21 protein-coding genes, 1 tRNA gene and 1 pseudogene are annotated in these 25,774 nt (G+C 57.6%); 9 read left to right on the top strand and 14 right to left on the bottom strand.

From position 1 onward, the window contains the following. Positions 1-36: 36 nt before the first annotated feature. Both HS103_01815 and HS103_01810 read left to right on the top strand, forming a co-directional pair. Positions 37-1,284: a pseudouridine synthase gene (locus tag HS103_01815; protein MBE7511538.1), complete on the top strand. Its 1,248-nt coding sequence runs from the start codon at positions 37-39 to the stop codon at positions 1,282-1,284. Beyond that, a complete protein-coding gene (locus HS103_01810; protein MBE7511537.1) occupies positions 1,271-2,002 on the top strand; it encodes a 1-acyl-sn-glycerol-3-phosphate acyltransferase in 732 nt (243 codons plus the stop codon). Before HS103_01815 ends, HS103_01810 begins: the two co-directional genes overlap by 14 nt. A gap of 15 nt (positions 2,003-2,017) precedes the next feature. On the opposite strand, the gene HS103_01805 is transcribed toward HS103_01810, so the two are convergent. Next, positions 2,018-2,380: a hypothetical protein gene (locus tag HS103_01805; GenBank protein ID MBE7511536.1), complete on the bottom strand. Its 363-nt coding sequence runs from the start codon at positions 2,378-2,380 to the stop codon at positions 2,018-2,020. 115 nt (positions 2,381-2,495) lie between these two features. Here HS103_01805 and HS103_01800 point away from each other — a divergent pair, with 115 nt between their 5' ends. Next, complete coding sequence (locus HS103_01800; protein ID MBE7511535.1) at positions 2,496-2,693, top strand: hypothetical protein; 198 nt, start codon at positions 2,496-2,498, stop codon at positions 2,691-2,693. Here HS103_01800 and HS103_01795 read toward each other — a convergent pair. The 5 genes from HS103_01795 to HS103_01775 all read right to left on the bottom strand — a co-directional run bounded on the left by HS103_01795 (position 2,690) and on the right by HS103_01775 (position 7,766). Further along, complete coding sequence (locus HS103_01795; GenBank protein MBE7511534.1) at positions 2,690-2,923, bottom strand: hypothetical protein; 234 nt, start codon at positions 2,921-2,923, stop codon at positions 2,690-2,692. The two genes, HS103_01800 and HS103_01795, sit on opposite strands and share 4 nt — an antisense overlap. Positions 2,924-3,104: 181 nt before the next feature. Then, positions 3,105-4,808, bottom strand: coding sequence for an MFS transporter (locus tag HS103_01790; protein MBE7511533.1), 1,704 nt, complete (start codon positions 4,806-4,808; stop codon positions 3,105-3,107). Between the two features lie 79 nt (positions 4,809-4,887). After that, positions 4,888-6,282, bottom strand: a complete 1,395-nt coding sequence (locus HS103_01785) for an amidase (GenBank protein ID MBE7511532.1) — start codon at positions 6,280-6,282, stop codon at positions 4,888-4,890. A gap of 2 nt (positions 6,283-6,284) precedes the next feature. After that, positions 6,285-7,406 (bottom strand): PD40 domain-containing protein, encoded by a 1,122-nt coding sequence (locus HS103_01780; GenBank protein MBE7511531.1) that lies wholly within the window; start codon positions 7,404-7,406, stop codon positions 6,285-6,287. A gap of 135 nt (positions 7,407-7,541) precedes the next feature. After that, positions 7,542-7,766: a transposase gene (locus HS103_01775; GenBank protein MBE7511530.1), complete on the bottom strand. Its 225-nt coding sequence runs from the start codon at positions 7,764-7,766 to the stop codon at positions 7,542-7,544. 481 nt (positions 7,767-8,247) lie between these two features. Here HS103_01775 and HS103_01770 point away from each other — a divergent pair, with 481 nt between their 5' ends. Beyond that, entirely contained in the window at positions 8,248-9,678 is a 1,431-nt protein-coding gene (locus HS103_01770; GenBank protein MBE7511529.1) for a LysM peptidoglycan-binding domain-containing protein, read from the top strand. 27 nt (positions 9,679-9,705) lie between these two features. Here HS103_01770 and HS103_01765 read toward each other — a convergent pair. From HS103_01765 to HS103_01750, 4 genes and pseudogenes are all read right to left on the bottom strand, one after another. Continuing rightward, positions 9,706-9,778: transfer RNA gene (locus tag HS103_01765), tRNA-Arg, on the bottom strand. 69 nt (positions 9,779-9,847) lie between these two features. After that, positions 9,848-11,583 (bottom strand): annotated as a pseudogene (locus tag HS103_01760) (ABC transporter ATP-binding protein). Between the two features lie 30 nt (positions 11,584-11,613). Further along, positions 11,614-12,642: a radical SAM protein gene (locus tag HS103_01755; GenBank protein MBE7511528.1), complete on the bottom strand. Its 1,029-nt coding sequence runs from the start codon at positions 12,640-12,642 to the stop codon at positions 11,614-11,616. A gap of 12 nt (positions 12,643-12,654) precedes the next feature. After that, a complete protein-coding gene (locus HS103_01750; GenBank protein MBE7511527.1) occupies positions 12,655-13,188 on the bottom strand; it encodes a phosphoribosyltransferase in 534 nt (177 codons plus the stop codon). A gap of 230 nt (positions 13,189-13,418) precedes the next feature. On the opposite strand from HS103_01750, the gene HS103_01745 reads away from it, so the two are divergent. Further along, on the top strand, positions 13,419-14,336 hold the full coding sequence (locus tag HS103_01745; GenBank protein ID MBE7511526.1) for a tetratricopeptide repeat protein: 918 nt from the start codon (positions 13,419-13,421) through the stop codon (positions 14,334-14,336). A 25-nt stretch (positions 14,337-14,361) separates the two neighbouring features. Here the strand turns inward: HS103_01745 and HS103_01740 are convergent, their stop codons facing one another. From HS103_01740 to HS103_01730, 3 genes are all read right to left on the bottom strand, one after another. After that, positions 14,362-15,699, bottom strand: a complete 1,338-nt coding sequence (locus HS103_01740; protein MBE7511525.1) for an AAA-associated domain-containing protein — start codon at positions 15,697-15,699, stop codon at positions 14,362-14,364. A 24-nt stretch (positions 15,700-15,723) separates the two neighbouring features. After that, positions 15,724-17,460 carry an ABC transporter permease subunit gene (locus HS103_01735; GenBank protein MBE7511524.1) on the bottom strand — a complete coding sequence of 579 codons (1,737 nt, stop codon included), beginning with the start codon at positions 17,458-17,460 and terminating at the stop codon, positions 15,724-15,726. A gap of 317 nt (positions 17,461-17,777) precedes the next feature. Next, complete coding sequence (locus HS103_01730; GenBank protein ID MBE7511523.1) at positions 17,778-18,926, bottom strand: hypothetical protein; 1,149 nt, start codon at positions 18,924-18,926, stop codon at positions 17,778-17,780. Between the two features lie 16 nt (positions 18,927-18,942). Here HS103_01730 and HS103_01725 point away from each other — a divergent pair, with 16 nt between their 5' ends. From HS103_01725 to HS103_01710, 4 genes are all read left to right on the top strand, one after another. Next, positions 18,943-20,505 (top strand): acyl-CoA carboxylase subunit beta, encoded by a 1,563-nt coding sequence (locus HS103_01725; GenBank protein MBE7511522.1) that lies wholly within the window; start codon positions 18,943-18,945, stop codon positions 20,503-20,505. A 163-nt stretch (positions 20,506-20,668) separates the two neighbouring features. After that, positions 20,669-21,982, top strand: a complete 1,314-nt coding sequence (hisD, locus tag HS103_01720; GenBank protein MBE7511521.1) for a histidinol dehydrogenase — start codon at positions 20,669-20,671, stop codon at positions 21,980-21,982. A gap of 212 nt (positions 21,983-22,194) precedes the next feature. Beyond that, positions 22,195-22,935, top strand: coding sequence for a glycosyltransferase family 2 protein (locus HS103_01715; GenBank protein ID MBE7511520.1), 741 nt, complete (start codon positions 22,195-22,197; stop codon positions 22,933-22,935). A gap of 101 nt (positions 22,936-23,036) precedes the next feature. Then, entirely contained in the window at positions 23,037-24,266 is a 1,230-nt protein-coding gene (locus HS103_01710) for an aminotransferase class I/II-fold pyridoxal phosphate-dependent enzyme (GenBank protein MBE7511519.1), read from the top strand. A gap of 123 nt (positions 24,267-24,389) precedes the next feature. Here the strand turns inward: HS103_01710 and HS103_01705 are convergent, their stop codons facing one another. Then, the gene (locus HS103_01705) at positions 24,390-25,550 is read right to left on the bottom strand and encodes a hypothetical protein (protein ID MBE7511518.1); all 1,161 of its coding nucleotides are present in this window, start codon (positions 25,548-25,550) and stop codon (positions 24,390-24,392) included. Positions 25,551-25,774 lie beyond the last annotated feature (224 nt).

Below are 25,774 nucleotides of genomic sequence, written 5' to 3'. Positions count from 1 at the left end.
ATGCCTGTTCAGACCACGATCAAGGCACACGATTCCATGTCCGAACGATTGCAAAAACTAATCTCGCAGGCGGGCATTAGCTCCCGCCGCGATGCCGAAACCATCATTGCCGAAGGGCGCGTAACCATCAATGGGCGCATTGCTACCCTCGGTGAATCGGCTGACCCCGACAGCGACGATATTCGCGTTGATGGCGCACGTCTGCGCATCAAGACCACCTTTCGCTACATCATGCTCAACAAACCGATGCAGGTGGTGACAACCACCCGCGCCCAAGATCAAGAAAAACGGCGCACTGTGCGCGATCTGGTTGAAGTAGAGGGACATTTATACCCCGTTGGGCGCTTGGACGCCGACAGCGAAGGGCTTGTGCTGCTCACCGACGATGGCGACCTTGCCGAAAAACTCACCCATCCCCGCTATGAACACGCGAAGGTTTATACGGTCACGGTACGGGGACGGATTGACGACAAGGCATTGGAGCAGTGGCGGAAGGGTGTTCACCTAGAGGAAGGGCTAACCCTCCCCGTTGAGATCAAAGTAATCCAACGGGAGACGAGCCATTCCATCCTTGAGGTGACGATGCGTGAGGGACGCAAACGCCAGATTCGGCGCATTGCCAGTATTGTTGGCTATCCAGTGCAAAAACTGGTACGGACGCATTTAGCCACACTCACCTTAGGCGATCTTCCTTCCGGGGCGTGGCGCGATCTCACCCCTTCTGAGGTGAAGTCACTCAGGATGACAATTTCCGCTGGAGAGAACCGCGAAGCAGCACGCGCCGCAGCCAAATCACTCCCGCGCCGCAGTCCGGGCAGCCCCCCTCGCACACGCCGTCCGGCACGACCAGAGGGGGAACGTGCCGAACACGCCGGCGGTACAGCCCGTCCGCCGCGCCGCCCATCGTCTGGTGCGCCCAAGCGAAGTGATTCCGCAGAGGGTGGGCGGTTAGAGAGTGGGAAGCGCCCCGCCCGTCCGCCGCGCCCGACACGCCGCCCGTCTGCTTCTATAGCAGGACGCAGCAGTACGCCCCAAGGCGAACGATCTGAACAGAGTGAGCGCACCGAAGGTGGCGAGCGCCCGCCGCGCCGTCCGTCTTCCGGTGCGCCGAAGCGCCCAACGGGTGAGAATCAGAATCGCCCCGCCAGCCGCCGTCCAAGTGGAAAATCGACAGGGAGACCCAGCGGCAAAGCGGGCGGACGCCCAGGCAGAAAGCCCGGAGATAAGCCAACAGGCAGCAGCCCCAGCGGAAAAGGACGCCGCCGTCGCAATGACTCTGGTTAGTGCTGATTTTGCCTTTCGCCAAGATCGGTATCGGGCATGGCGGTATTTCATCCGTGATGTGCTGCTGCGCTCTTTAGCCTTCCATCTTTTGGCAAAAGTTGAGGTGCGTGGCTTTGATCATATCCCGCTTTCGGGCGGGACGATTGTCCTTTTCAACCACATTGACGCCATCGATCCGGTGGTGATCCTCGGTGTGGTGCGCCCCCGTTTTGCTGTTCCCATGTCGAAGGTGGAAAATTTTTCGCTGCCCATCTTTGGGACGCTGATGAAACGGTGGGGAGCGTACCCCGTCCACCGAGATCGGACGGATAAGCAAGCCGTGCAGAACACCATTTCCCTCACGGAGCAGGGGCATCTCGTCTTGATCGCCCCCGAAGGGACGCGCAGTCCAGCACTCATCCGGGGAAAAGATGGGGCAGCGTTTGCGGCGGTACGGACGGGAGCAACCATCGTCCCTGCTGCCATTGACGGCACGCCCGCCCTGCTCAGCAACCTCAAGCGTCTGCGGCGGACGCCGATCACCATCACCTTTGGGCGGGCGTTCCGGTTCAACGCGCAAGGCGATGTGCCGCGTCAGGCGCTCACGGTTATGACCGATGAGGCGATGTATCGGCTGGCGGCGCTGCTGCCCCCCGAACGGCGCGGCGTCTACAGCGATCTGGACAAAGCCACGACAAAGACATTAGAATTTTTGCCCTACACACCCTTTGCCAGTTGAGCCGGAACACACCCCCTAGCGCAACACCGCCCGAAGCAGGTAGACCCCCCCTAGCGTGACCGCCCACGCCACATAGCCAACAAGAATCGCGGCGATCAGGCTGTGACCGGCTTTCGTCATCTGCCATGCGACGAAGATGAACAAGACCGTAGGAAACATGTTGTAGAAGGCTGCCTCGGCAAACTCTGCCAAGAGTTTCGTCTGGTCTTGCCCTTCCGTCGTCCCACTGAAAACAATCCACATTCCCAGGGGGAGGTTGATCGGCATCGTCGCGGCAATGGCGGCAAAAGCGCGGGAATAATGACGAAGGATTGCCACCGCAATGATGATCAGAATAGAGACAATGACGGGCAAAAGTTTTGACCATGCAATATTCACGGTTAAGGTGTCCTCAGTTGGGCTAGATCAGGGTTGGTTGGTTGTGTATGATGCTATTGTACCCACCGATCATCGTTAGGGGGCGTGATGATCGCGTCTGGAACGCCCCCAGAGCTTGGAAAACACCCCCATAGCCCGTGATGGGATGCAGGCGGAGACCCAAAGCGATGTGGCGATCTTCACCATTGGCTACAGTAGTGGGGCAGATGAAAGCGTCTTGCGCACCATCGCTGAGGGGGAGCGTGGGGCATTTCGGGCAGGGTCTACCTCCGATATTCGGCAAGTCTATCTGGAGATTTCGACCTTCTTTTAGGTAGTACCGACCTGAATATTTTCCAGATCGTTCACAAGGTTGCCCACATGCGCATAGCGCTCTGAAGGCAGTTTCGCCAATCCGCGCCGAATGATGTACGTCAGTTCTTCGGGTAAATTCGGCGCAAGTTCACGTGGGTCTGGCGGCGGTTGAGTTAGATGGGCAATCAGCAGTGCAGCGGGATTTGTGTTGGTGAAAGGCAGTCGCCCGGTAACCATCTGAAACAGCATGATGGTGAAGGCGTAAACATCGACCGCCCATCAATCGTCTCGGCTTCCTGAATTTGCTCAGGCGACATATAGTCGAACGTTCCTACTACACCTGTCGTCAATTGAGTGCCACCTGATAAGAGCCTGGCAATTCCAAAGTCCACCAACCTACCCCTTTTTGATGCAGCGGGCGCGGGCAGTCTCAATCCCGCGCCCGGATGAGCAGCGTTGGCAGCAAGGCAACGGCACAAACAATACCCCCCACAACGAGCAGTTCGCCAATCACCTGTACACCAGAGGCAATATAGGCTTGGGTCGAAAGCCCTTGTACCTCCTGCGCCGTCAGCCCCCCTGGAAAACTGACTCGCGCTATGGTGACGAGCTGCCCAACGCGGTTGAGGGCAAAGGTTGTCATTGAGGCAATGGCAACGGTCATCCCAATAAGGCGCATGATCAAGACCAGCGCAGAGGCAACTCCTCGGCGGCTCTCATCGACGTGGTTGATCACCACCGTGCCGATAGGGGCAATGGTTAAGCCCAAGCCAACGCCGACCATAGTCATATGAAATGCCATCATCAGCGGGGGCGAATCCAACCGCCACGTTGTTCCAGCGCTGATAAACCCCACCCCTGCCAACCCCATCCCCAAGAGGGTTGTTGTCCGGTAGCCAATCTTCCCACTTAGCCACCCGCCGGGAATCGCCGCCAATGCCATCGGAATGGTAAGGGCAGAGAGGAGAATTCCAGCGCGTTCGGCGGCGAGGGCAATCGAGACAGCGCTGGCATTTTCCGCCTGAAGGTTGACCAAAAGCGGCACACTGACCAATCCAAGCATGAGGCAAAAGCCAACCAGTAGATTCGTCACTGTCGCTGCTGAGATGCTTCGATCTCGGAAGAAATGAAGTTCTAAAAGGGGATATTTCGCCCGCCACTCCCATGCCACGAAAATGACGAACAAGCCGAGTGCCGCCAATAACAAAACGGGATTGTAAGGGAGTGCGGACTCGCCTAAATTGCGTAAGGAGGTTGCCCCTGTCACATCGGTGTTCCCACCTAGCCCTAAGACAAGCGCCACCAATGCGAGGGCGATCAAGAGTGCCCCAAGAACATCGAAGCGTCCGGCGCTAATGGGGTGTTCTACCCGCCGCAGCGCCCGCCACATGAGGAAAAAGGCGAACAACCCCAACGGCACATTGATGTAAAAGAGCAAGCGCCAATCCATCGGCAAGCCCCCCAACCCAATCCCGCTGAGTGTCTGGTGGAGCCCAGCCCCATTCACGGCAAGGAAATTGACCGTTAATCCACCGTAAAGGTGTCCCAAGACCCAACCGAGCGTATCAAACGCGCCGACCAACCCCACTGGACCCGCCCGCCGAGAGGGTGGATAGAGATCGGCAACAAGGGCAACGCTGACGGGGACAATCGCCCCCGCCCCAAGCGCTTGAATCACCCGCCCTAAAATAATGGCGACGAGGGTCAAGGTGTTCAAATCGGGGCGCTGCCCCAAAACGCGCCGCGCAAAGTCATTTAAAACCACCGTTGGGAATTGATTCGCTGTAGCCACCCAATAGGAACCAAAAATGAAGATCGTCAGGCAGACGAGGAACGCCCCACGCCGCCCGACCATATCGGATACCCGCCCCATGACCATCATGCTGACTGTGTATGCCAAGAGGTAACCCGTGACCATCCACGCGGCGAGGGCGAGGTTCGTCTCAATGGGGATGTTCAGGCGCGTCAGAATTTCGGGCAAAATGGCGGAGACAATGGTTAGATCAAGCGATCCAACAAAGACGGGTATCAGGACAAGAAAGACGATCAATCGTCGCCGGCGTGCGCTGACGATCTCGTGAAAGGGGGCTGTCGCAGGCGTCATCGATGAGCGGAATGTAGACTCGGCACGCATGGAGTGTCTCATTATTCACAACGAATGCAGCTATTCTAGCAGAGGGGGAGAAGATCGGCGTTGATCTTCAGCCCCTTCCTCAGGCGAAATTTGGGTGGCGCTCCGTCCACTGAGTTGCTTTTTCATAGGCATAGGCTGCCCGCAGCAAATGCCTCTCCATCGTCTGTGGGGCAACGAGTTGAAGCCCTATCGGTAGCCCGTCGCGGGTGAACCCACCGGGAAGCGAGAGCGCCGGGACGCCTGTCATGTTGAAGGGCGTGCAAAAGCGATTGTAATCGTAGCCGCGTTCTGTCCATGCTATCGCCGCCTCAGGGCTGAGCGCAGGCAAAGGGGTGGCTGACGTTAAGAGAAGATCATACCCCTCAAAAAATGCACCCAAACGGTGCGTGGCAAGACTCTGCACATGGCGTGCCTCGGCATATTCTATGGCGGTGAATGCCGAGTCTTCTTGCAACCGAGCGAGGATCGGGGGGCTGAATTTTTCTGGGTGACGTTCGATCCGCTCTCGATGAAAGGCAGCCGCATCCGCCCCCCGCATAATTCGCGTCTGGGCGCCGGCTGCCCGCAGCCAACTCATATCCACCCATTGCACATCCGCGCCGAGCGTCGTAAAAACCCCTACCGCCGCCTCAAACGCCGCCGTGATGTCGGGATCAGCCGCCTGAAAGTAGTCATCATCGGCGGCGGCAACCCGCCAGCCCACAATGCCGCCCTCTAGATCGCCTTGCACATCCCCCATGGGGTAATCAATGCTGAAGGGATCGTCAGGGTCATAGCCCGCCAACGCCTCATAAAGGATCGCCACATCGCGTACCGTTCGCGCCATGGGTCCGGCGTGATCGAGCGACCAACTGAGCGGCATCGTCCCCCGCAGGCTAATCCGCCCGTAGGTTGGTTTGAAGCCAACAACCCCACACAGCGCCGCCGGAATCCGAATCGACCCTCGCGTATCGCTGCCAAGCGCCCCCAAACACAAGCCCGCTGCTAACGCCACCGCCGACCCGCCCGACGAGCCGCCCGAAATACGCGCCACATCGTAGGGGTTGTGGCAATGCCCGTAAAAGGGGTTGTCGTTCAAGACGCCGAGGGCAATTTCGTGCATGTTTGTCTTGCCGAGCAACACCGCCCCGGCGTGGGTCAGTTTGTCAACCACCGCCGCATCCCGCCCCGGAATATGATCGGCAAAGTGCTGTGAGCCAGCCGTCGTCAGGATGCCCGCCGTCTCGAAAAGGTCTTTATAGGCGAGGGGGATGCCGTGCAGTGTCCCGTGATAACGCCCCGCCGCGATCTCTCGTTCCGCCGCCGCTGCATCTTGACGGGCGCGTTCGGCAGTGACGGTGATGAAGGCGTTCAACGCCGGATTCAGACGGGCGATCCGCTCAAGGTATGCCTCGGTCAGGGTGAGGGGAGAGAGCGTTCCGGCACGGATGTGTGCGGCGGCTTCGGCTAGGGTGAGAGTTGTCAGGTCAGGCAGTGTCATTTCTGCACCGGGCGCCATGCGGGTTGATATGCTTTGTCCTCAACAGGGGAAAAGGGGATTGCCTCGCCCGTACCATCGGCACGTCGGAAATTTAATATGCCGTCCTGATCATCCAGCAACCATTCACCATTAGGCGACCATGTGACAATGGGAAAAAGACGATTTTCCTGGAAGATGTAATCCCGTATGGATGAGGGAGAGGGGTCATTTTTAAGCATCCGATCTACATCCACCACCTTTGTCAGCGATCCTTCGATCACGCTGCCATTGGCATCGTACTGGCGATCTGTTTGTACCCAAAAGCGTTTGTTGTCTGGCGACCAGCCCATGTACCAAATGGATGTACCGCTGTAAAAGACGCTGAACGAGGCAAACTTGCCCGTCGCTAGATCAATTACATCCACTTTTGCTTTGTTGGCAAGGGCGATCCATTGGCGATCCGGCGAGCTAACAGCAACAAACGAATAGGCTTGCGGCGTCCCAATTGGCTGAGGATTTTTCAGCGCTGCGTCGGTGATCGTGGCGTTGCCCTCAATATCAATCAGCAGAAACCCATCCTTTATTGGGAGGACGTTGCTGAGGTTGGGAACGCCGTCGGGATTCAAGGCGCGGCGGTTTGAGGAATCGGCATCGATGATGAAAAATTCAAGGTGCGCCTTCTCTTTGATAAGACGTGTCACACCATAGACAATCTGCCGACTGTTCGCCGTCCACCCGCCGAATTGATACTGATTCAGGATAAATTCCTCACCAAGTGGGTAGGATAACAGGCGTGTCCGCTTCTGGGTGCGGAAATCAAACACCCAAATTTCGCTGGTCTCACCGCTGCTGGTTGGATCAGGGCGCACAGTGTAATAGAACTTTGTCCCGTCTGGCGACCAAATCGGCGCATAGCTTGCGCCCGTTTTGCCGGGCGTGTTCGTCAACTGTTTAAGCCCTGTCCCATCGGTATTGACGAGGAACACTTCGTTTTTGCCTTCCACTTTGGAAACAAAGAGGATTTCTCCTTTAGGGGGAACATCCGCTTGGGCGCGGATGGGCGCGGCGGAGGCTGACCAAATCCACCCTCCCACCACCCCAAGAATGAGCATAAACACCAACCAGCGCGTGCGCCTCATCGTGTGCATCTCCTTCCAACGTATCTTCACCATGAGAACAATACCTAACCTAGTGATCACCCCGCAACTTCTTAACTGACCTTACGCAATTGCCCTCATCTCCCTACCCCCTTCTCCCTAATGTTCTTTAACAAATTAGTAAGGCAATAAACTGACATAACGAAGCAGATCAGGCGAACCGGTTTGAACTTGGGACATAAAGTCTAGGACGCGCTGCTTGAGTTCCGACCAAGCATCAGCTAACCGATGCAGGTGAAGCATGGTTTGGCGAAGCCAGCGCCAGAGTTTTTCAATGGGATTGAGCGAGGGGGCATAAGTGGGTAAAAAGAGCATCTGAATGGGTAAATGACCTGTGGGCATGGTAGCAGCGTACAGATGCGGCAGGATGGTGAGATAAGTGGGCGGAAGGGGCTGAGTTGAGGGCAGCGTGCAGCCAGAATGTCAGGATGATAATGAACGGAGCAGTTATCCTGGACAGCAAAAATGGTGGTGGCTTGGGGATAAGCCTGAGCGAGCTTGTGATAAAACTGAACAGTATGCTGGGTGGAGAGGCGAGAATGCTGGGCATAGGTGAGCCGCCCGTTCAGCGCATTCAAAGAGCCGATACCGCGACAGCCCTCATCCTTCGGCGTGTCCCCGCTCTCCCTGTGGGAGAAGGGGGAATCGTGTCTTTGAGAGGGCTTCCCCCTCACCCCCTCGCCCGTAGAATTTCTCCCCTTTCCCTGTGTACGGGGAAAGGCGACTACTGCGCAGTAACCGGGGGATAGGGGTTCTTTTAGAAATCTTTCTGGCGGACGACTAGGGGGTGCGGGGGCGCTTGCTCAGCGGTAAAATACCGCGCATGCCGCTTAAACGATTTCTTTCTCTCCTCGTGCTTGTCAGCCTAATCGTGATCGGGGGTTCCCCTGCCGCCGCCCAAGATGGTGGAACGGGCGCACCGTCCGGCAGCACGATTCATATCGTCCAAAAGGGCGAAACACTCACCCGCATTGCCATTCGCTACGGGATCACCGTTGAGACGATTGTCCGTGTAAATGGACTACGCGACCCTTCGGCAATCAGCGTTGGGCAGCGCTTGTTGATTCCCAATGCGGCGCCGGGGTCGCCCGGAATACCGACGGAATTCACCGTTGGGGTGGGGGATAGCTTCCTGACCCTTGTGGCACGCTTCGGGGTAACGCCACAGCAGATCGCCCAACAAAACAAAATCACAAACACACACTTGCTGTTCATTGGGCAGCGGATCAACGTCTTGGAAGGCGCGAACAGCGGCGATAAGGGCGTCCAGCGTGGCTGGCTGCACACTGTCGCCCCCGACGAAACGATCTGGCGAATCGCCCTCCGCTACAGCCTTCCAGTGGAGGTTATTTTGCGGGCAAACGCGCTCCGCCGCCCCGCCCCGCTTTACGTCGGGCAGCGTTTGGTGATTCCCGATCTGGGTGAGGCGGGAAACACCCTCTCCGATGTCCCTGCCCCATTCGTCCGCGCAACGATCACGCCGGCGCGGATTGAGCAAGGGCGCACTGTCGTTTTTCACCTGAGTACCGCCACACCCGCCCGTCTGACAGGGACATTTCTGAACCGCACCCTTCTTATCCTCAGCGATGCCAGCCGGACGGCACATATTGCGTTGGTCGGCGTCGATTCCCTCACGCCGCCCGGGATGTACCCTCTCCGTTTTTTGGCGACGGATGATTCCGGTGTGCAAGGGGTGATTGAGCAGAGCGCCTATCTCTATGACGGGGGCTATCCCAACGAGAGCATCACCCTCCCCCCGACGCAGCAGGATTTATTGAACCCGGCGATCACCGAACCAGAGGCGGAACGGGTTGCCCAGATCGTCAGTGTGATGACCGCAGAACGCTATTTTGGCGGGCTGATGGGGCTGCCTTGCTCAGCGCCCGTGACTTCCCAGTTCGGGACACGCCGTTCCTACAACGGTGGGGCGTTGGAGCGCGTCCATGCTGGCACAGATTTCGCCGCCATGCCCGGCGCCGCCATTTACGCCGCCGCGCCCGGAAGGGTTGTCCTTGCCGATGCGCTCACCGTGCGCGGCAATGCGACGATCATCGATCACGGGAACGGCGTGTTCACCGGCTACTGGCATCAGGACACCATTACCGTGAAGGTGGGGGACTTTGTTCAAGCTGGGCAAATCATCGGGACGGTGGGGCAGACGGGGCGCGTGACGGGACCGCATTTGCATTGGGAATTATTTGTGAATGGTGTGCAGGTTGACCCCTTGCAGTGGACAAAGGTCACCTTTCCGTAGATGGGCTGTGGGGGTGATATGTCTGTGTGGTCTCGGCGGGACTCGAACCCACGACACTCAGTTTAGGAAACTGATGTTCTATCCTCTGAACTACGAGACCATTCTAGCAAGTATAGCACTGCCCATTACCGCTGTGTAGAGCGAACTAGGGGCGTGATTTCCACCCCGATTACACCGAGGACTGCACGCTGTAAAGCGAGGCATAGATACCCTGCCGTCCAAGCAGTTCGTCATGTGTGCCTTCTTCGGCAATGCCTTGCTCTGTCAAAACGATAATTCGATGGGCATTGCGGATCGTGGACAAGCGGTGGGCGATGACCAACAGCGTGCGGTTGTGGCGCAGCCGCTCTAATGAGACTTGAATCGCCCGTTCACTTTCGTTGTCTAAGGCGCTCGTTGCCTCATCAAAGATGATGATCGGCGGGTCTTTCAAAAAGACACGGGCAATGCTGAGGCGCTGTTTCTGCCCACCGGACAGCTTGACGCCGCGCTGTCCGATCTCGGTCTCATAACCATTCGGCAGGCGCATGATGAACTCGTGAGCGTTTGCCTGTTTCGCCGCCTCAAGGATCGCCGCCCTTGCCGCGTCGCGCTTTCCATAGTGAATGTTCTCGGCAACCGTTCCAGCGAACAAGTAGGTGTCTTGCTGAACAACGCCAATGTGTTGCCGCAAAGAGCGTAGGCGCACATCCCTAATCGGCTGGTCATCCAGCAGGATCGCCCCTTCGGCAACCTCGTAAAAACGGGGGATGAGCGAACAGAGGGTTGTTTTCCCGACGCCCGATGTTCCGACCAGCGCAATATACGCCCCGGCAGGGATGCTCAGCGAGAGGTTTTTCAGGACGTATTCGTGATCATCGTTGTATTTGAAGCTGACGTTTTGGAAGGCGATGTTCCCCTGAACGTCCTTCAGGTCAACGGCATGGGGCGCATCGGTGATCTCCGGCGCAAGCGCCAGAATCGCCATGATGCGATTGAACCCGGTCATCCCTTCTTGGATCAAGCGGACGATGTTGATCCCGCGTTGAATCGGATCGATGAGAATCGCCACACACAGTAAAAACGTCACCAAATCGGCGGCGCTTAGGGAGGTATTCACCATCCCCACCGCCCCAAAGACAATCACAGCAATGGTGATCAGTTGGGTAAAGCCGATCAGCCCGGCGGAAAAATACGCCTCACTGCGGTAGCCCTCGCCTCGGCTTGCTACAAAGCGCTTGTTTTCGTAGGCGAACTTTTCCCTTTCAACATCCTCATTGGCAAAGGAGGCGACCACCCGAATCCCTGCAAGAGAGTCCTCCATTTGGGCGTTAATATCCGCGATGCGCTCCCAACTTTTGGCGAGGGCGCTCGCCATCCGCTGGTAAAAGTAATAGGCATAGGCAGCCATGATCGGCAAAAAGAGAAAGACGATCAGGGTCAACGTCACATGGATGCTCAGTAAGATGATCAACGCCCCGCTGAACTTGAGCAGCGCAATGATCACATCTTCCGGTCCGTGGTGAAAGAGTTCGGAAATGGCAAAGGAATCATGGGTAATTCGCGCCATCAACTGACCGGTTTTATGGTCATCGTAAAACGGAAGGAAAGCCCTTGATAATGGGCGAATAGCTCGGCACGAAGGTCGCTTTCCATCAACGCGCCCATCAAATGACCTTGATAATCGACCACCATGTTGCAAAGCGTCTGAACGCCGACCAACGCCAGCATCACCGCGCCGCTCAGGTAGACCTGCGAGAGCCGATCTGCGGTTGGTTCGCCCAAGACGTGCTGCGTAAGGTGGCGGGCAAGAAGCGGCAGGGCAAGGGTAATCCCCGCCACCAGAAAGGCGCAGATCATATCGGCAAAAAACAAACCGAGATATGGCTTGTAGTAGGAGAAGAATTTCAGAAATCGTTTGTTCAAGCCCATGAACGATGCTGCTGCCGTCACGCCCTAGATCGCGCCTGTGATCAGCGCCCGCGCCCCGCGATGGAGCGGGCAGACGCAGCGCGTACATTCGGGGCGTTGCCCTCTCCGGTAGGCGCTGCGCAGGGCAACGAGAGCGGGGTTGTTCAACGCCGCGCTGAGGGGTGTTTGACGTAGATCGCCTCCAGTAGGGAGGAAATAACAGGGGCGAATGCGCCCATCGACCTCCACAACGAGGCTGAGATGGGGGGCATTGCAGCGCGGCGGGGCAAAGGACGCCAAGCCGAACGGGGCGGCGAAATAATCCCACAGGCGGCGCAGTTTGGCGGGTGATTCGGCAATCTGTCCGGCGGCGAATTCAGCGGCGTGCGTCCCTTCAAGGGCATCCAAGAGCGCGGCGAAAACAGGCAGATCGTCGGCTTGCAGGGCGGGCGAGTGGATCGGATCGGCGGGGAAGGTACGCACCCCGAAGGCTTCTGTGTTCAGTACATCAACGGGGAGGAAGCTCGCCCGCGCTGCCCCCGCCCCTAGCGCTGCATCAATGATCGCCGGAATCTCGGTGAAGTTCGCCCGCTGAACGGTTGTCCGCGTCGTTATGGAGACGCCGCCCGCTGCCACCATCGCCATCCCCTCCAAGACGAGGGCGAAGGCATCCACGCCGCGAATCGCCGCATAGGTTTCCGGCGCTGCCCCATCAAGGCTGACGGTTAGACTGTCCACATGGGCAATCACGGCGTTGGCATCTTTTTTGAGGAACAGCCCGTTCGTGATCAGCCCTACCTTCACCCCGGCGCGGCGAAAGAGCGCGGCGATCTCCGCCCACTGAGGATGCTGCATTGCCTCCCCACCCGTGAGCGCCACCGCCCGCCCGCCAAGCGCGGCAAATTCCCCAACAAGGCGAGCCACAAAGGGGAGCGGCATGTTGCGGCGGGGATTTTTCCAAATATCACAGGTCAGACAGCGCGAATTGCAGCCATCGGTGATGGAGAGGACAAGCAAAGGGAGCGCCCGCAGATGATCTGAGGTGAGGTTGAGCAGCGGACGAAGATCGGGCATCAGCGGCAGGGCTTAGCTTGGCTCTGGTACGCCATCGGGGACGCCCTTTGTGCCGCGCTCTACCTCCCAGGGGTAGATGATGTGGGCATCGGTGATCGCCGCGTAAAAATCCGGTTCGGCGCGGGTGAACAGGGAACGATAGGGGTTGTAATGAAAGACGCATGTCGAAGGCATTGCCCCCGCCGCCAAACAGCGGTTCTTCACCGAAGTACTCGTCCGCCCGCTGCCCCACACATCATCAATGATCAAAATGCGGCGGTTGGCAAGCAGATCGTCGGCGGGAAATTGGAGGAAGGTTGGCATGGCGGCAAGCTGTGCCTTTGGCTGAAGATCAAGCGGGAAATCGACGGCGGCAATCAGCGTGTAGTTAATGTCCAGTGCCTCGCTGATCAGCCCGCCGGGGATGATCCCGCCCCGCGTAATGATCAACAGGGCATCAAAATAGCCAACACTTCGCAGTTGAGGCGTCAGCACATCGACTAATTTATCCACATCTGCCCACGTCAACAGTTCATGGCGGAGTGGGCTGCGGGGCGAAGATATCATCAGGCGCGTCCCTTGTGGTGATCACTACACGGTTCATGAGTCAGGCTATTATGCCGCAGGGTGAGGTGTGGCGCAAACAAAGGGATGCTTAGCGCCCTTCGTGGTTTGAAAGACGCCCTGACCCTGTCGTTTCGGTATGGTCGTACTTAGCCGTATATTCTACGACAGACCTACGATACAATCTCTGGCGTGGGATGGTGTGCTACATTTATGTGGGAGAAACCTTGACAATGCCCCTTGCCGCTTCACGGATTCGGTTTATCAGCGTGTGCCTCTGCGTTGCCTTGCTTGCCTCTGCTTGTCGGGGCGAAAATGCGCCCGAACAGACGGCAATCCCTACCCTCGCAGAATCCGGCGGTGAAACGTCCCAAGCCCCAACGCCCTTCCCCGAACCTCAGAACGCCGCCGAATTTTTCGCACGGGGCAAAGCTGCCTATGAACAGGGCGATCTTCCCGCCGCCCTTGCCGATTTCAACGCCGCTATCGAGCTAGACAGCAGCCAAGCGGAGTACCTTCACCAGCGGGGGATCGTCTATTTCGTCAGCGGTAACTACGAATTTGCCCTTGCCGATTTCACTGGTGCGGTGGGCTTGAATCCGACAAACTCGGAATTCATTTTCTGGCGCGGGCGGACGTATTCTTACACCGGACGCCCCGTTGAGGCAATTGCCGATTACGATGTGGCGATCCGCCTAAACGCAACGAACGCCGAGTATTTTTTCTGGCGGGGGGCTGCCTATGCCTTCCAGCAGCAGCAAGACCCCGCCATTGCCGATTTCAACCGTGCTATTGCCCTCGATTCCACGAATGCCAATTACTACCATTGGCGGGGCAACGCCTATGCCTTCAGCGGGAACGTTGATCAGGCGCTTGCCGACCAAACAAACGCCATCGCGCTCAGTGGGACAGACCCCGAACACTTCTATGCGCGGGGGTTGGCATTCGCCGCAAAGGGCGACCCGATCAGCGCGACAGCGGATTTTACACAGGCAATCATCCTGAATGGCGAACGGAGTGAGTTCTATCTGGCGCGGGGGCTGGCTTACAAAATGGCGGGAAACAGTGAGGCGGCACGGGCTGACTTGCAGCGTGCCGCCGAGATGGGCAACACCGATGCCGCCTCAGAATTGGCGGCGTTAGGATCGTAGTGGGGGGAATGGCATGGATGCCCCCTCATCCGCCAGCCGTAAGGCGTTGTTCTTCCAGCTTGATCGTCTCGTCGCGGTCATCGTAGTCGATCAGTTCGGCATAGCGCCCCCAATCAATCGCCGTGTCCAACTGCCGCGTCGCCATATCGTCGGGGAGGTCTGGCTTCAGCGCTGTGTAAAAGACCTTCCAGGGCAGCATCCCCTCGGAGGTTGCCCGCAGCATCTCCATAATCCATTGGATCATCGGCAGGCGGCGGGCGCGGTTGGCGAAAATCTCTTTGCGGGTGAGGATCGACGCCTCGGCAAAGATTTGCCCTAGCGCGGTGAGTTCCACATCGCCCGGGGTGACTTTCACAAAACCGAGCATCTCCGTCATATCGAGAATTTCCACCAGATCGTCCATGGCAATGCCCAGTTCATCGTCCAACTTGTAAATATCTGTGCGTGGCGAGGTGTTATTCATGAACTCCAACAACCCCGCCATTTCTTCCACAGAGGCTTGCGGGAGCATCCGCGTGGGGACATTTGCCGCTTTCCCGCCAACATCCAGGGCTTGGGTGGGGCGTCCGGCAATCGCCCCGTAGATTTTGTCGATCAGCGCTTCAAAGTTAGGGTCTTTGCGGGAGCGCGGATGCGCCATCGGAATGGGGAATTCAGCGGCGATATGCCCAGGTTCTTTGCCCATGACGACAACCCGATCCGCCATCGTGATCGCTTCCTCAATGTTGTGGCTGACCATGAGGATCGCTTTCGTCGGCAGTTTGCCGCCCATCCACAGTTCCATCACCTCCCCGCGCAGCGTTTCCGCGCTGAGGACATCCAACGCGCTAAAGGGTTCGTCCAAGCAAAGCAGTTCCGGCTCTACCGCCAATGCCCGCGCCATCCCCACCTTTTGGCGCATTCCGCCGGAGAGTTCGCGGGGGTAGGCACGCTCAAAGCCATCCAAGCCGACAAGGTCGATCAAGCCAATGGCGGCTTCCTCCCGCGCCTCACGGGGGACACCCCGCGCCTCTAGCGCCAGCGCCACATTATCGCGCACGGTTAGCCAGGGGTAGAGGGCAAAGGATTGAAAGACCATCGTCGCAAAAGGATTCACCCCGCGAACGACCTTATCGCGGTATTTGACCGTCCCTTTCGTGGGGGCAATCAACCCAGTGATCATGCGAAGCAGGGTGCTTTTGCCGCAGCCAGAGGGACCCAAGAGGGCGACAAATTCGCCCGCGTGAAGGGTCAGATTGATGTTCTCAACGGCGGTAAAACTCCGCTCGCCTTTTCCATACACGCGGGAGACGCCTTCCACCCGAAGCAGAACCTCACGGGTTTCTTTGGGGGGGGCGCTGGTTGGTTTTAGGTCTTTGTTCAGGATTCCCACGAATCACCCCGTTTCTTACTGCTCTAGGCGGAAACGATCTTCAGCAAGGCGGTAAAGCCGCCGCCAGACAAAGCGATTGATAAAGACGACGATCAGCACCATGGTCAGGGTGGAGGCTAACAATAGGGCGTGGTTTTCGGAGGCGGTAGACTGCGTAATCAGCGCCCCTAAGCCGGTGACCGTAGTCGTTTTTCCAGCAAACTCCGTATATTCAGAGACGATGCTGGCGTTCCATGCCCCGCCGCTGCTGGTGATCAGCCCAGTGATGATGTAGGGAAACAAGCCCGGCAAGATCAATGTGCGCCAGCGCTTCCAGCCGTGCAGCCGCATAAAATCGCTGGTATCGTGCAGGTCTTGGGGAATTGCCGAGGCGCCGGCGATGATGTTGAACAACAAATACCACTGCGTTCCCAAGAGCATGAGCAGTACGGCGGCGATGTTCGCCCCGCCGGGGACATTGAGCAAGCCAAGCAGCAGCGCCGGAAAAAGCGCCGTCGCCGGAATCGAGGCAAGAATTTGAACAATGGGCTGCAAGAACCGCGCCACCGCCGGATTTGTCCCAATGAGGACGCCAACAGGGATCGTCCATGCGAGGGCGATGATCACCGCACAAGCAACGCGCAGCGAGGTTGCCAACGCGCCGAGGGCAATCTCCCCCCACGAGGTGAGCGGCAGCGAGACAACCATCCCCGCCGCTTGGACGAGCGCATAGCCAGCCGCCCCACTGAGGATGATCAGCAGCAGCCAACCAAGCAGGGAGCGGCGCACCGTGTCCTCAGCGGGGTCAAGGCTGGCAACATAATCGGGCGCACGGGGGGTGAGTGCCTTGTTCACCCTGTCCACAACGGGGAGGACGATTTGCCGATTCAGGCGCTCCAAAAGGGCGGTGCGCCGCAGCATGGTCAAAAACCACGACTCCGGGGCATTCTCATTGCTCACTTGGGACATCTTAAAGCGCTCTGCCCACGCCAGCAGGGGACGCCAAACAAGCTGATCAAGCATGACGATCAGAGCGATGAGGGTGGCGATCCCTAGCCAAAGCGCTTGTGTGTTCCCCTGATCGGCGGCGGTTTGGAGGTATGCCCCTAAGCCGGGCAGCCGAAAATCGCGGTCTCCCAAGCGAAAAATTTCCGCCGCCATGAGGAAAAACCACCCCCCCGCCCACGACATGACGCTGTTCCAAATCAGCCCGACGGCGGCAAAAGGCATGTCGATGCGCCGGAAACGCAGCCAACCGTTCAACCGAAAAATCTTCGATGCCTCGCGCAGCTCGCGGGGCTGCGTCTTCATCGATTGGTAGAAGCTGTAGGTCATGTTCCATGCCTGACTAGTGAAGATCAGGATGATCGCCGCCAGTTCAACGGCAACCCCACTGGGCAGGATGGAAATGAGCGTGAGCAGCACGACGGGCAAAAAGGAGAGGATGGGAATCGATTGCAAAATGTCTAGCGCAGGCATCAGCAGGCGCTCGGCGCTCTTGCTGCGGGCGGCGCTGTAGCCATAGGCAAGGCTGAACAACAGGGAGAGGGCATAGGCTGCCAACATGCGCCCCACCGAGAGCAGCGCATAATAGGGGAGCGCCTCTGTCTCCAGCCGGATCGTAGGACCTTGAATCACGGCAGGGGCATTAAGCGCCAGCCGCGCCGCAAAAAAGATGAGCGCACCAAGTACAAGCAGCACGACGGCATCGCCCACGCTGAACAGCGGGCGGGTGGGAACAGGCGTGCCGAAGACTCGCTTTTGTGCTGTCATGAAGAACCCCTTTCGAGTCTTTCCCGAAATGAAGGGGAGGGAGATGGTATCGCGCCGGCGGTGAGAGTTTATTTGAGAACCCGGCGCATCCTAAAGGAGAATCAAAGGGGATGTGTCAGGTGCTTAACAACCACACAGCCAAGCGTAACGCTGACTGCCCTCGTCCATGTCGTTGATCTTTTTCAACCTCGTGAATCGTTAACCATTGAATGACCAAAACGAGGCTATTGTACGCCGTTTTTGGCAAATTGAGCAAGTCTGAACAGGTCACAAAATCGTCCCAACTCGTAGCACATCCTTGTCGGGCAGAGATTCGCTTAGGGCAGCCGCTCATCGGTGAGCGCCGCCAAAATACGCGGGGCAATATCGGTAAGTGCCGCCAACCCTTCGGAAAAGGCATCCCGTCCGCCGCCGATGATCACCGTTGGGACATCGTTCAGGGTGTGTTGGCGGATAGAAATATCCTCCATGTTACCATGATCGCTGGTGATGATGATCAGTCCGTCCTCGTCGCGCCATGTCTGGAGCAAACCCTTCATCACCGCATCAAACACCTCTAAGAATGTCGTGCCGCGCTCTAAAGGACCGCGATGCCCAATCTCATCGGTGATCCACGTCGAGAACAAGCTGAAGTCGTGGGTGTACGCCAATTCCGCTAGGCGCACGCCGCTCTCTAGGGCGCTCATGACAGGTGTATCGGGGTACTGCAAAACGTCCCGCCAACCCTGACCAGTGAAATCGGCGCTCATGGCGCGTCCGGCGTTCAGATCGTCCACCGTCCCGATGCGCACTCCGGCAGTGTGGGCAGCGTGCTGAAGGGCGGTGCGCAGACGTTTGCCGCGTTCGATGGCGGCGTGAAGGGTGGGCGGGTAAGCAGCAAGGTATGCCCCCCGCTTGCCGTGTGCGGCAAGGCGCTTGAACAGGCTGGACTCATCGATAATGGCGCGGACGGCGGGGTTTGGATACGGTCCGTAATGCTCGCCAAGTTCGGTGGGGGCATTCCGTCCGGTGATGATCGCTGTCTGCCCAGTGGCGCTTTGGGGACGCCCCGAAACCCCTAACCGTGGATCGGTGGGGATGAATACCGCCCGTTCGCTGACGACGCGCCCCGTCGCCGCCAGCCATTTATTTCCCCCAGCAAGGGCATTCAGCGTTGGCGTATCGGCGGCGGCAAAGGGATTGATCGTTGGATCATCCGCGCCCAAGCCGATCCCATCGAGGAAAATAAGCAGGATGTGAGGGGGCAAGGTGGCAACCTTTCTAAGCGAATGGCGCGGCGGGATAGAGAAATTGTGCCGTGCTTTTGCGGGAACGTCGAGAGTAGGGACGCCCCACACGCCCTGTGGCGTCCGCGATTTCAAGGGCTTTCCGATGGGTTTCCTACCCGCTTGCACCATTCCGCCCATTCCGGTGTTATAGTCACTGACGTTTGAATAAACGCAAAAAACGCTTTCAAGACAAGCCATCGGGATAATTCTCTCCATGACCGACCAACATAAAGACAAATACGACCTTCTCCACGAGATGCGCGAACGCAGCCGGCAAGGTGGCGGGGCAGAGCGCATCGCCGCCCAACGCAAGAAAAACAAATTGACCGCCCGTGATCGCCTTGAGCTTCTGCTTGACCCCGGTAGCTTCCGCGAGATGGATGCCTTCGTCACCCAACGCACCCGCGATTTCGGGATGGAACGCCCCGAAAACCAAATTCCGGGCGATAGCGTCGTCACCGGATGGGGGACGGTTGAGGGGCGCTTGGTCTACGTCTATTCGCAAGATTTCACCGTTTTTGGCGGGTCGCTGTCGGAAGTCCATGCCGAAAAAATTTGTAAGATCATGGATATGGCGATGAAGAACGGCGCTCCGGTGATCGGCTTGAACGATTCCGGCGGGGCGCGGATTCAAGAGGGCGTTGTCAGCCTCGGCGGGTATGCCGATATTTTCCTCAAGAATACCCTTGCCAGCGGGGTTGTCCCCCAGATCAGCGCCATTATGGGACCCTGCGCGGGCGGCGCGGTTTATTCGCCGGCGCTGACCGACTTCATTTTCATGGTGGAGAACAGTTCCTACATGTTCGTCACGGGTCCCGATGTGGTCAAGACCGTCACCCACGAGGATGTAACCTTTGAGGAACTGGGCGGGGCGTCTGTTCACAGCGCGGTGAGCGGTGTTTGCCATGTGACAGCCGCATCCGAGGCAGACTGTCTCTTTATGATCCGCGAGGTGTTGGGCTACATCCCCCAAAACAACATGGAGGATGCCCCCTACAAAACGACGGGGGACGACCCCCTACGGGCAGATGCGGCGCTAAACAGCCTTGTTCCCGATAACCCCAACAAGCCCTACGACATCAAAGAGGCGATCAAGATGATCGTTGATGAGGGGCATTTCTTTGAACTGCACGAACACTACGCGCCGAATATCGTCGTCGGCTTTGCCCGTTTGGGCGGGCGCAGCGTGGGGATCGTCGCCAACCAGCCGATGGTCTTGGCGGGTGTCCTCGATATTGACGCCAGCGAGAAAGCGGCACGTTTCATTCGCTTTTGCGATTGCTTCAACATCCCGATCATTACCTTTGAGGATGTACCCGGGTTTATGCCCGGTCTCAAACAGGAACACGGCGGGATTATCCGCGCCGGCGCAAAACTGCTCTACGCCTATTGCGAGGCAACCGTTCCCAAACTGACGGTGATCACCCGCAAGGCATATGGCGGTGCCTATGACGTGATGAGCAGCAAGCACATTCGCGGCGATCTCAACTTTGCGTGGCCCACCGCCGAGATTGCCGTTATGGGACCGGACGGGGCGGTGAGCATCATCTTCCGCCGCGAACTTGCCGAGGCGGACGACCCCGTAGCGAAAAAGGCGGAATTGGTTGCCATGTACCGCGAGAAATTCGCCAACCCCTATGTGGCAGCCTCACGGGGGTACATCGATGATGTGATCATCCCTTCAGAGACGCGTTCGCGGCTGATCAATGGGCTGAACATGCTCCAAAACAAGCGCGACGAAAACCCCGCCAAAAAGCACGGGAACATCCCGCTGTAAACCTTTCTGTGGGGGCGTGGCGGGTCGCCCGCGCCATAGCCCCGCATCCTGTAGGGGCGACCATGCGGGGTCGCACGCGGCTTTGATACGCCCCCCTTGACCACCCCCCTGTGGTATAGTTTCCCGAATCTTGTGAACGACTATCCCCCAAAGGGTTTACACCATGATCCAACTACGCCACCTTGCGGCGCTGACGCCTGCTGAGCATGCCGCGCTGATGCGCCGTGCCGAACAAGATATTGCCTCGCTGCTGCCCGCCGCCCAAACGGTTATTGACCGTGTGCGGACGGAAGGGGACGCCGCCCTTGTCCATTACACGCGCAATTTTGATGCGCCCGCCTTTGACGAATCGCGCTTGAAGGTGCAGCCAGAGGAATTTGATCGCGCCTTTGCCGAAGTCGCCCCCGACCTGATCGCGGCGATCCGCCATGCCCACGCGAACATCCAGCGCTTTCATGCCGCCGCCATGCCCGAAAAAGCGTGGTTCATCGAGATTACGCCGGGGATCAAGGCGGGCGAGAAAGTCACTCCCGTCGCCAGCACAGGCTTATACGTCCCACGTGGAAAGGGATCGTTCCCTTCGGTGATGCTCATGCTGAGCATTCCGGCGTTGGTGGCGGGCGTCCCCCGTGTCGTCGTTGTCACGCCGCCCAACAGCGAAGGGCGGGCGGATGCGGCGTCTCTTGTCGCCGCCAAGATCGCTGGCATCTCCGAGGTCTACGCCGTCGGGGGGATGCAAGCGATTGCCGCCCTTGCACATGGCACGGAAACAATCCCGAAGGTGAGCAAGATTATTGGACCCGGCAGCAGTTATGTATCCGCCGCGAAACGACTTCTCTATGGCGTGGTCGATGTGGGGCTGCCTGCCGGTCCAAGCGAGGCGGTCATCCTCTGTGACGCCAGCGCCGATCCGCGTCTTGCCGCCCTTGATCTGCTTGTTGAGGCGGAACACGGACCAGAATCAGCGGCACTGCTCGTCACCGAGAGCCGCGCTCTTGCTGAGGAGGTCGCCCGTCTGCTGCCGGACTATATCGCTGAACTTCCGGCGTGGCGGCGGAACTTTGTGGAAACTGTCTTGGGCAACTACGGCGGCATCCTAATTACCGAGAGCGTCGAAGCATCAATTCAGTTTGTCAACGACTACGCCCCAGAGCATTTGGAAATCCTCACCCGCGATCCAGAGGCGACACTTGAACACATCGTCAATGCCGGGGAAATTTTGCTAGGGGCGTATACCCCGATCCCCACCAGCAATTATTGTTTGGGGCTGAACGCCATCCTCCCGACGGGGGGGTTTGCCCGTTCGTTCTCAGCGGTGGGCATTTGGGATTTTCTGAAGCGGAGCGGGATTGGGGTCATGACGCGAGAGGGCTACAACACCCTGCGCCAGACAACAACGGCGCTGGCGGATTACGAGGGGTTTCCCGCCCATGCCCTCGCTATTCGCAAACGGGATCAGATTTTAGGGTTGGATTGAGAGAAGGGAACTAGGCGCGGACGACCATGTGGGGTGACCCCTGCCGGGTGCAGGCACAAGGGTGGGCAGTGGGGTGTCCTTGCTCTGTTGCCATTGGTGAGGGATAATGCACCCCAACCTAAACCTGATTGAACACGCGCCCGCACCAACCCATTTGCGCGGCGGCGCGTTTTGTGGAGTCACTTGTGGCGAGCAGCGAACCGTTTCTGTCTATCATCATTCCGGCGTTAAACGAAGAACGCCGTCTTCCCCTCAGCCTTGAAAAGATCGACGCCTTCTTAAAAACACAGGCGTTTAGCGCCGAGGTTGTCGTTGTTGAAAATGGCAGCACAGACCGTACCGTACAGGTCGTGGAGGATTTCATCCGCGATCATCCCTATGTGCGCATTTTAGCCGGCGAACCACGCGGCAAGGGGCGGGCGGTGCGGCGCGGCATGTTGGCGGCACGGGGGGCGTTTCGTTTCCTGTGTGATGCCGATCTCTCCATGCCCATTGAGGAACTCGTTCATTTCATCCCCCCACACCTTGATGTTGATCTCGCCATTGGCTCGCGGGAGGCAAAAGGGGCAATCCGTCATGGAGAACCCATGCACCGCCATTGGATGGGGCGCATTTTGAACATGATGGTGCAGCTTTTCGCCCTCCCTCGCTTTAATGATACGCAGTGTGGATTCAAGGCAGTGCGCGGGCATGTTGCCGACGATCTGTTCTCTGTCAGCCAGATCAACGGGATCGGCTTTGATGTGGAGTTGATCTACATTGCCCAAAAGCGCGGTTATTCTGTTGCCGAAGTGCCGATCAACTGGTATTACAACGACGATAGCAAAATGCGTCTCGTCCAAGATTCGCTTGGCATTATCCGTGAAATTTTTCAGGTGCGGCGCAATTGGCGCGAGGGCGTCTATGCCAAACAGCCGCAGCATACAGCGCAAGAACCCGCCAAAATAGTGTAAAATCAGCAGAATAGACCAAGCAAAACCTGATCGCGTGTCCTTCGTGATTTCTATGGGTTGTAATGAACATACATTAATGAACGGAAGGGGAATATCCCACCATGCCTGCTGATCTTTTTGATAAGGTCACGAAATTTACCACCGCAAAAGAGGCGCAAAATCTGGGGATTTACCCCTTTTTCCAGCCCATCACAAATTCGGAGGGCGTTACTGCCACCTTCAATGGGCGTGATGTGATCATGTTGGGCTCCAACAATTATCTCGGTCTGACCGCCCACCCCAAAGTACGCCAAGCGGCGATGGACGCCATTGCTCAATTTGGCACATCCTGCACGGGGAGTCGCTTCCTCAATGGGACGCTCGAATTTCACCTCGAATTGGAACGGCGGCTTGCCCGCTTTATGGGAACAGAGGCGGCGCTGACCTTCACGACGGGCTATCAGGTCAACGTGGGAGTAATTTCCTCTCTTGTCCAGCGCGGTGATTATGTGATTATCGATAAGGACGACCACGCCAGCATCGTTGATGGCTGCCTGATGGCGTTTGGCGAGATGAAACGCTTTACCCACAGCGATGTGGGGAGTTTAGAGCGCATCCTCAGCAAGCTGCCCCCTGATGCCGGCAAACTCGTCGTCGTTGATGGTGTCTACAGCATGGGCGGCGATATTGCCCCCCTGCCAGAGATTATCCCCATCTGCAAGAAGTACGGGGCGCGAATCATGGTGGACGACGCGCACGGTATTGGCGTCACGGGACCCGGCGGGCGGGGGACAGCCGCTCATTTTGGGATGCTCGATCAGGTTGACCTAATCATGGGGACATTCAGCAAGAGCTTTGCCTCGGTGGGCGGCTACATTGCCGGCAAAGCGGATGTGCTGCATTACATTCAGCATACCGCCCGCTCGCTGATGTTCAGCGCCAGCCTGCCGCCCGCCAACGCCGCCACCGTCCTCGCCTGTCTCGATCTCTTGGAATCCGACCCGACGATGGTCGAACGGCTGTGGAGCAATGCCAATTACATGCGACGCGGCTTGGGTGAACTTGGTTTGAATATTGGCAGCAGCAACACGCCGATCATCCCGATCATCATCGGGGATGATTTGCGGACGGTCTTGGCGTGGCGGGCGCTGGCAGATGGCGGCGTCTATGCGAATCCGGTGATCCCGCCCGGCGTGCCACCGTCACAATCACTGCTGCGGACGAGTTACACGGCGACGCACACCCATGCCCACCTTGACACTGCCTTGAAGGTCTTTGCCGATGTCGGTGAGCGGCTTGATCTTTTTACGGCGCGGCAAGAGCGCGAGAAGAACGCCACCGCCAGCGCATAGAGACGGAGGAGCGACAAAGACCACAACATCGCTGCAAAAGAGAACGGGGCGATTCTGATAAGAATCGCCCCGTTTGCTATGGTGATTTTTCTGCCCCCTCTTGTGAGGGAGAGAGAAGTTCCCTTACTTCACTGCTTCGCGCTCAATTGCCTCAAAGTCGGTAAAGAGGAAGTGATCGTGATAGTAGTGAATCCACAGGAAACACAAGATCGCCGTATAGTAGGCGGTGTCAAAGCGCTTGTCCATCGAGCGCGTCGGGTCAAAAATGCCTACCACAATGTAGACAACAATCCCCAAGATGATCGAGCCACCCAACATGCTCAGCGAAAACAGGTACAGCCGCCACGAGGACGGTTTCGCCGCGATGTTGTTCACCATTGGGTTAGAGGCAACTAAATCGCCCGCTTGCTGACGCAGCTTGATGATGTAGAAGGTCAGGGCAAGGTATTGGAAGGAATGCCATGTGTTCAAACCCTGAAAGGCGGTGTCAAGGTTATCAAAAGCGGGCATGGTGCAGGCGATAGGGACGGTGATCATGATGAAGATCGTCTTTGGCAGGTGCAGGTAGCCGCCGCGCCATTCGCGATAGGTCTTTTGCAGGTACAGCCCAAGCGCCACCACAAAGATGCCCGTCGCCGTATAGAATATCCACGTCTGTTGAAAGAAGATCGGGATCGCTGTCGTCAGATCGTTTGTGCCGATCTGGAAATTTCCCTGGCTAATCTTCAAGGCGGCGATGGGGAACAAGCAGGTCAGAACAAGCGCGTAATCGATGAGCTTGGAATAGAGCGAGTTCGCACTCTTTTTATCGGCACGTTTGTTGTACAGTTCCACCACATAAACGACCTGATGCAGGACGTGGATCGACGCCCAGAAGAAGAAGATCGTCAGCAGCAGATTCAGGTTGAGGAACGCCAGCGAGACGACGACAATCGGAATGATGATCGAGGAGCGAATCAGCATCGGATAGCGGCTGACGAACTGCTTATCAAGCGCCGTCCGCATGAAAGTGGCATACATATGGGGACCGCCAACAAGGACGGCAACCACTAAATTGACCAGATTCCGGGCGACATTGCTAATGTGATCCGGCGTCCAGCCCGGCACATTGGCGGTGATAATCGCACTGTTCAGAAGGAGGTATAAAATGTACGGCGTCGGGACGAGAAAGACGCTCATCGTCATGAAGATTGTGTCCCAATTGCGGTTACGAAGCCACAACCCCTCTGGTTTAATCGCCGCTTCAGATTGTCCGGCGGGATAACTTGCTTGCATTACAGCCATAGATACCACCCCCAACTGCCTACCATCGTTACTAGAGAGACTCAACACCCCATTACGCAAAACGTTACGTCTGAGGGCGCATGATAGCACGATTCTAAAGAGAATATGTGAAGTTTGCAACAAGCAAGGTGAAGGATGACATTCACCATGAGGAAAAGGTGACATCTGTCACATCGGCGCCCTTTGTTATTTGTGGAGGTCCATGGCAGCAGGTAGGGTTTGCC

The sequence above is a fragment of the Anaerolineales bacterium genome, assembly GCA_015075625.1.
Lineage (GTDB): Bacteria > Chloroflexota > Anaerolineae > Aggregatilineales > UBA2796 > UBA2796.
Note: the sequence above shows the minus strand (reverse complement) of the source record. Positions and strands in the feature narration are given on the sequence as shown.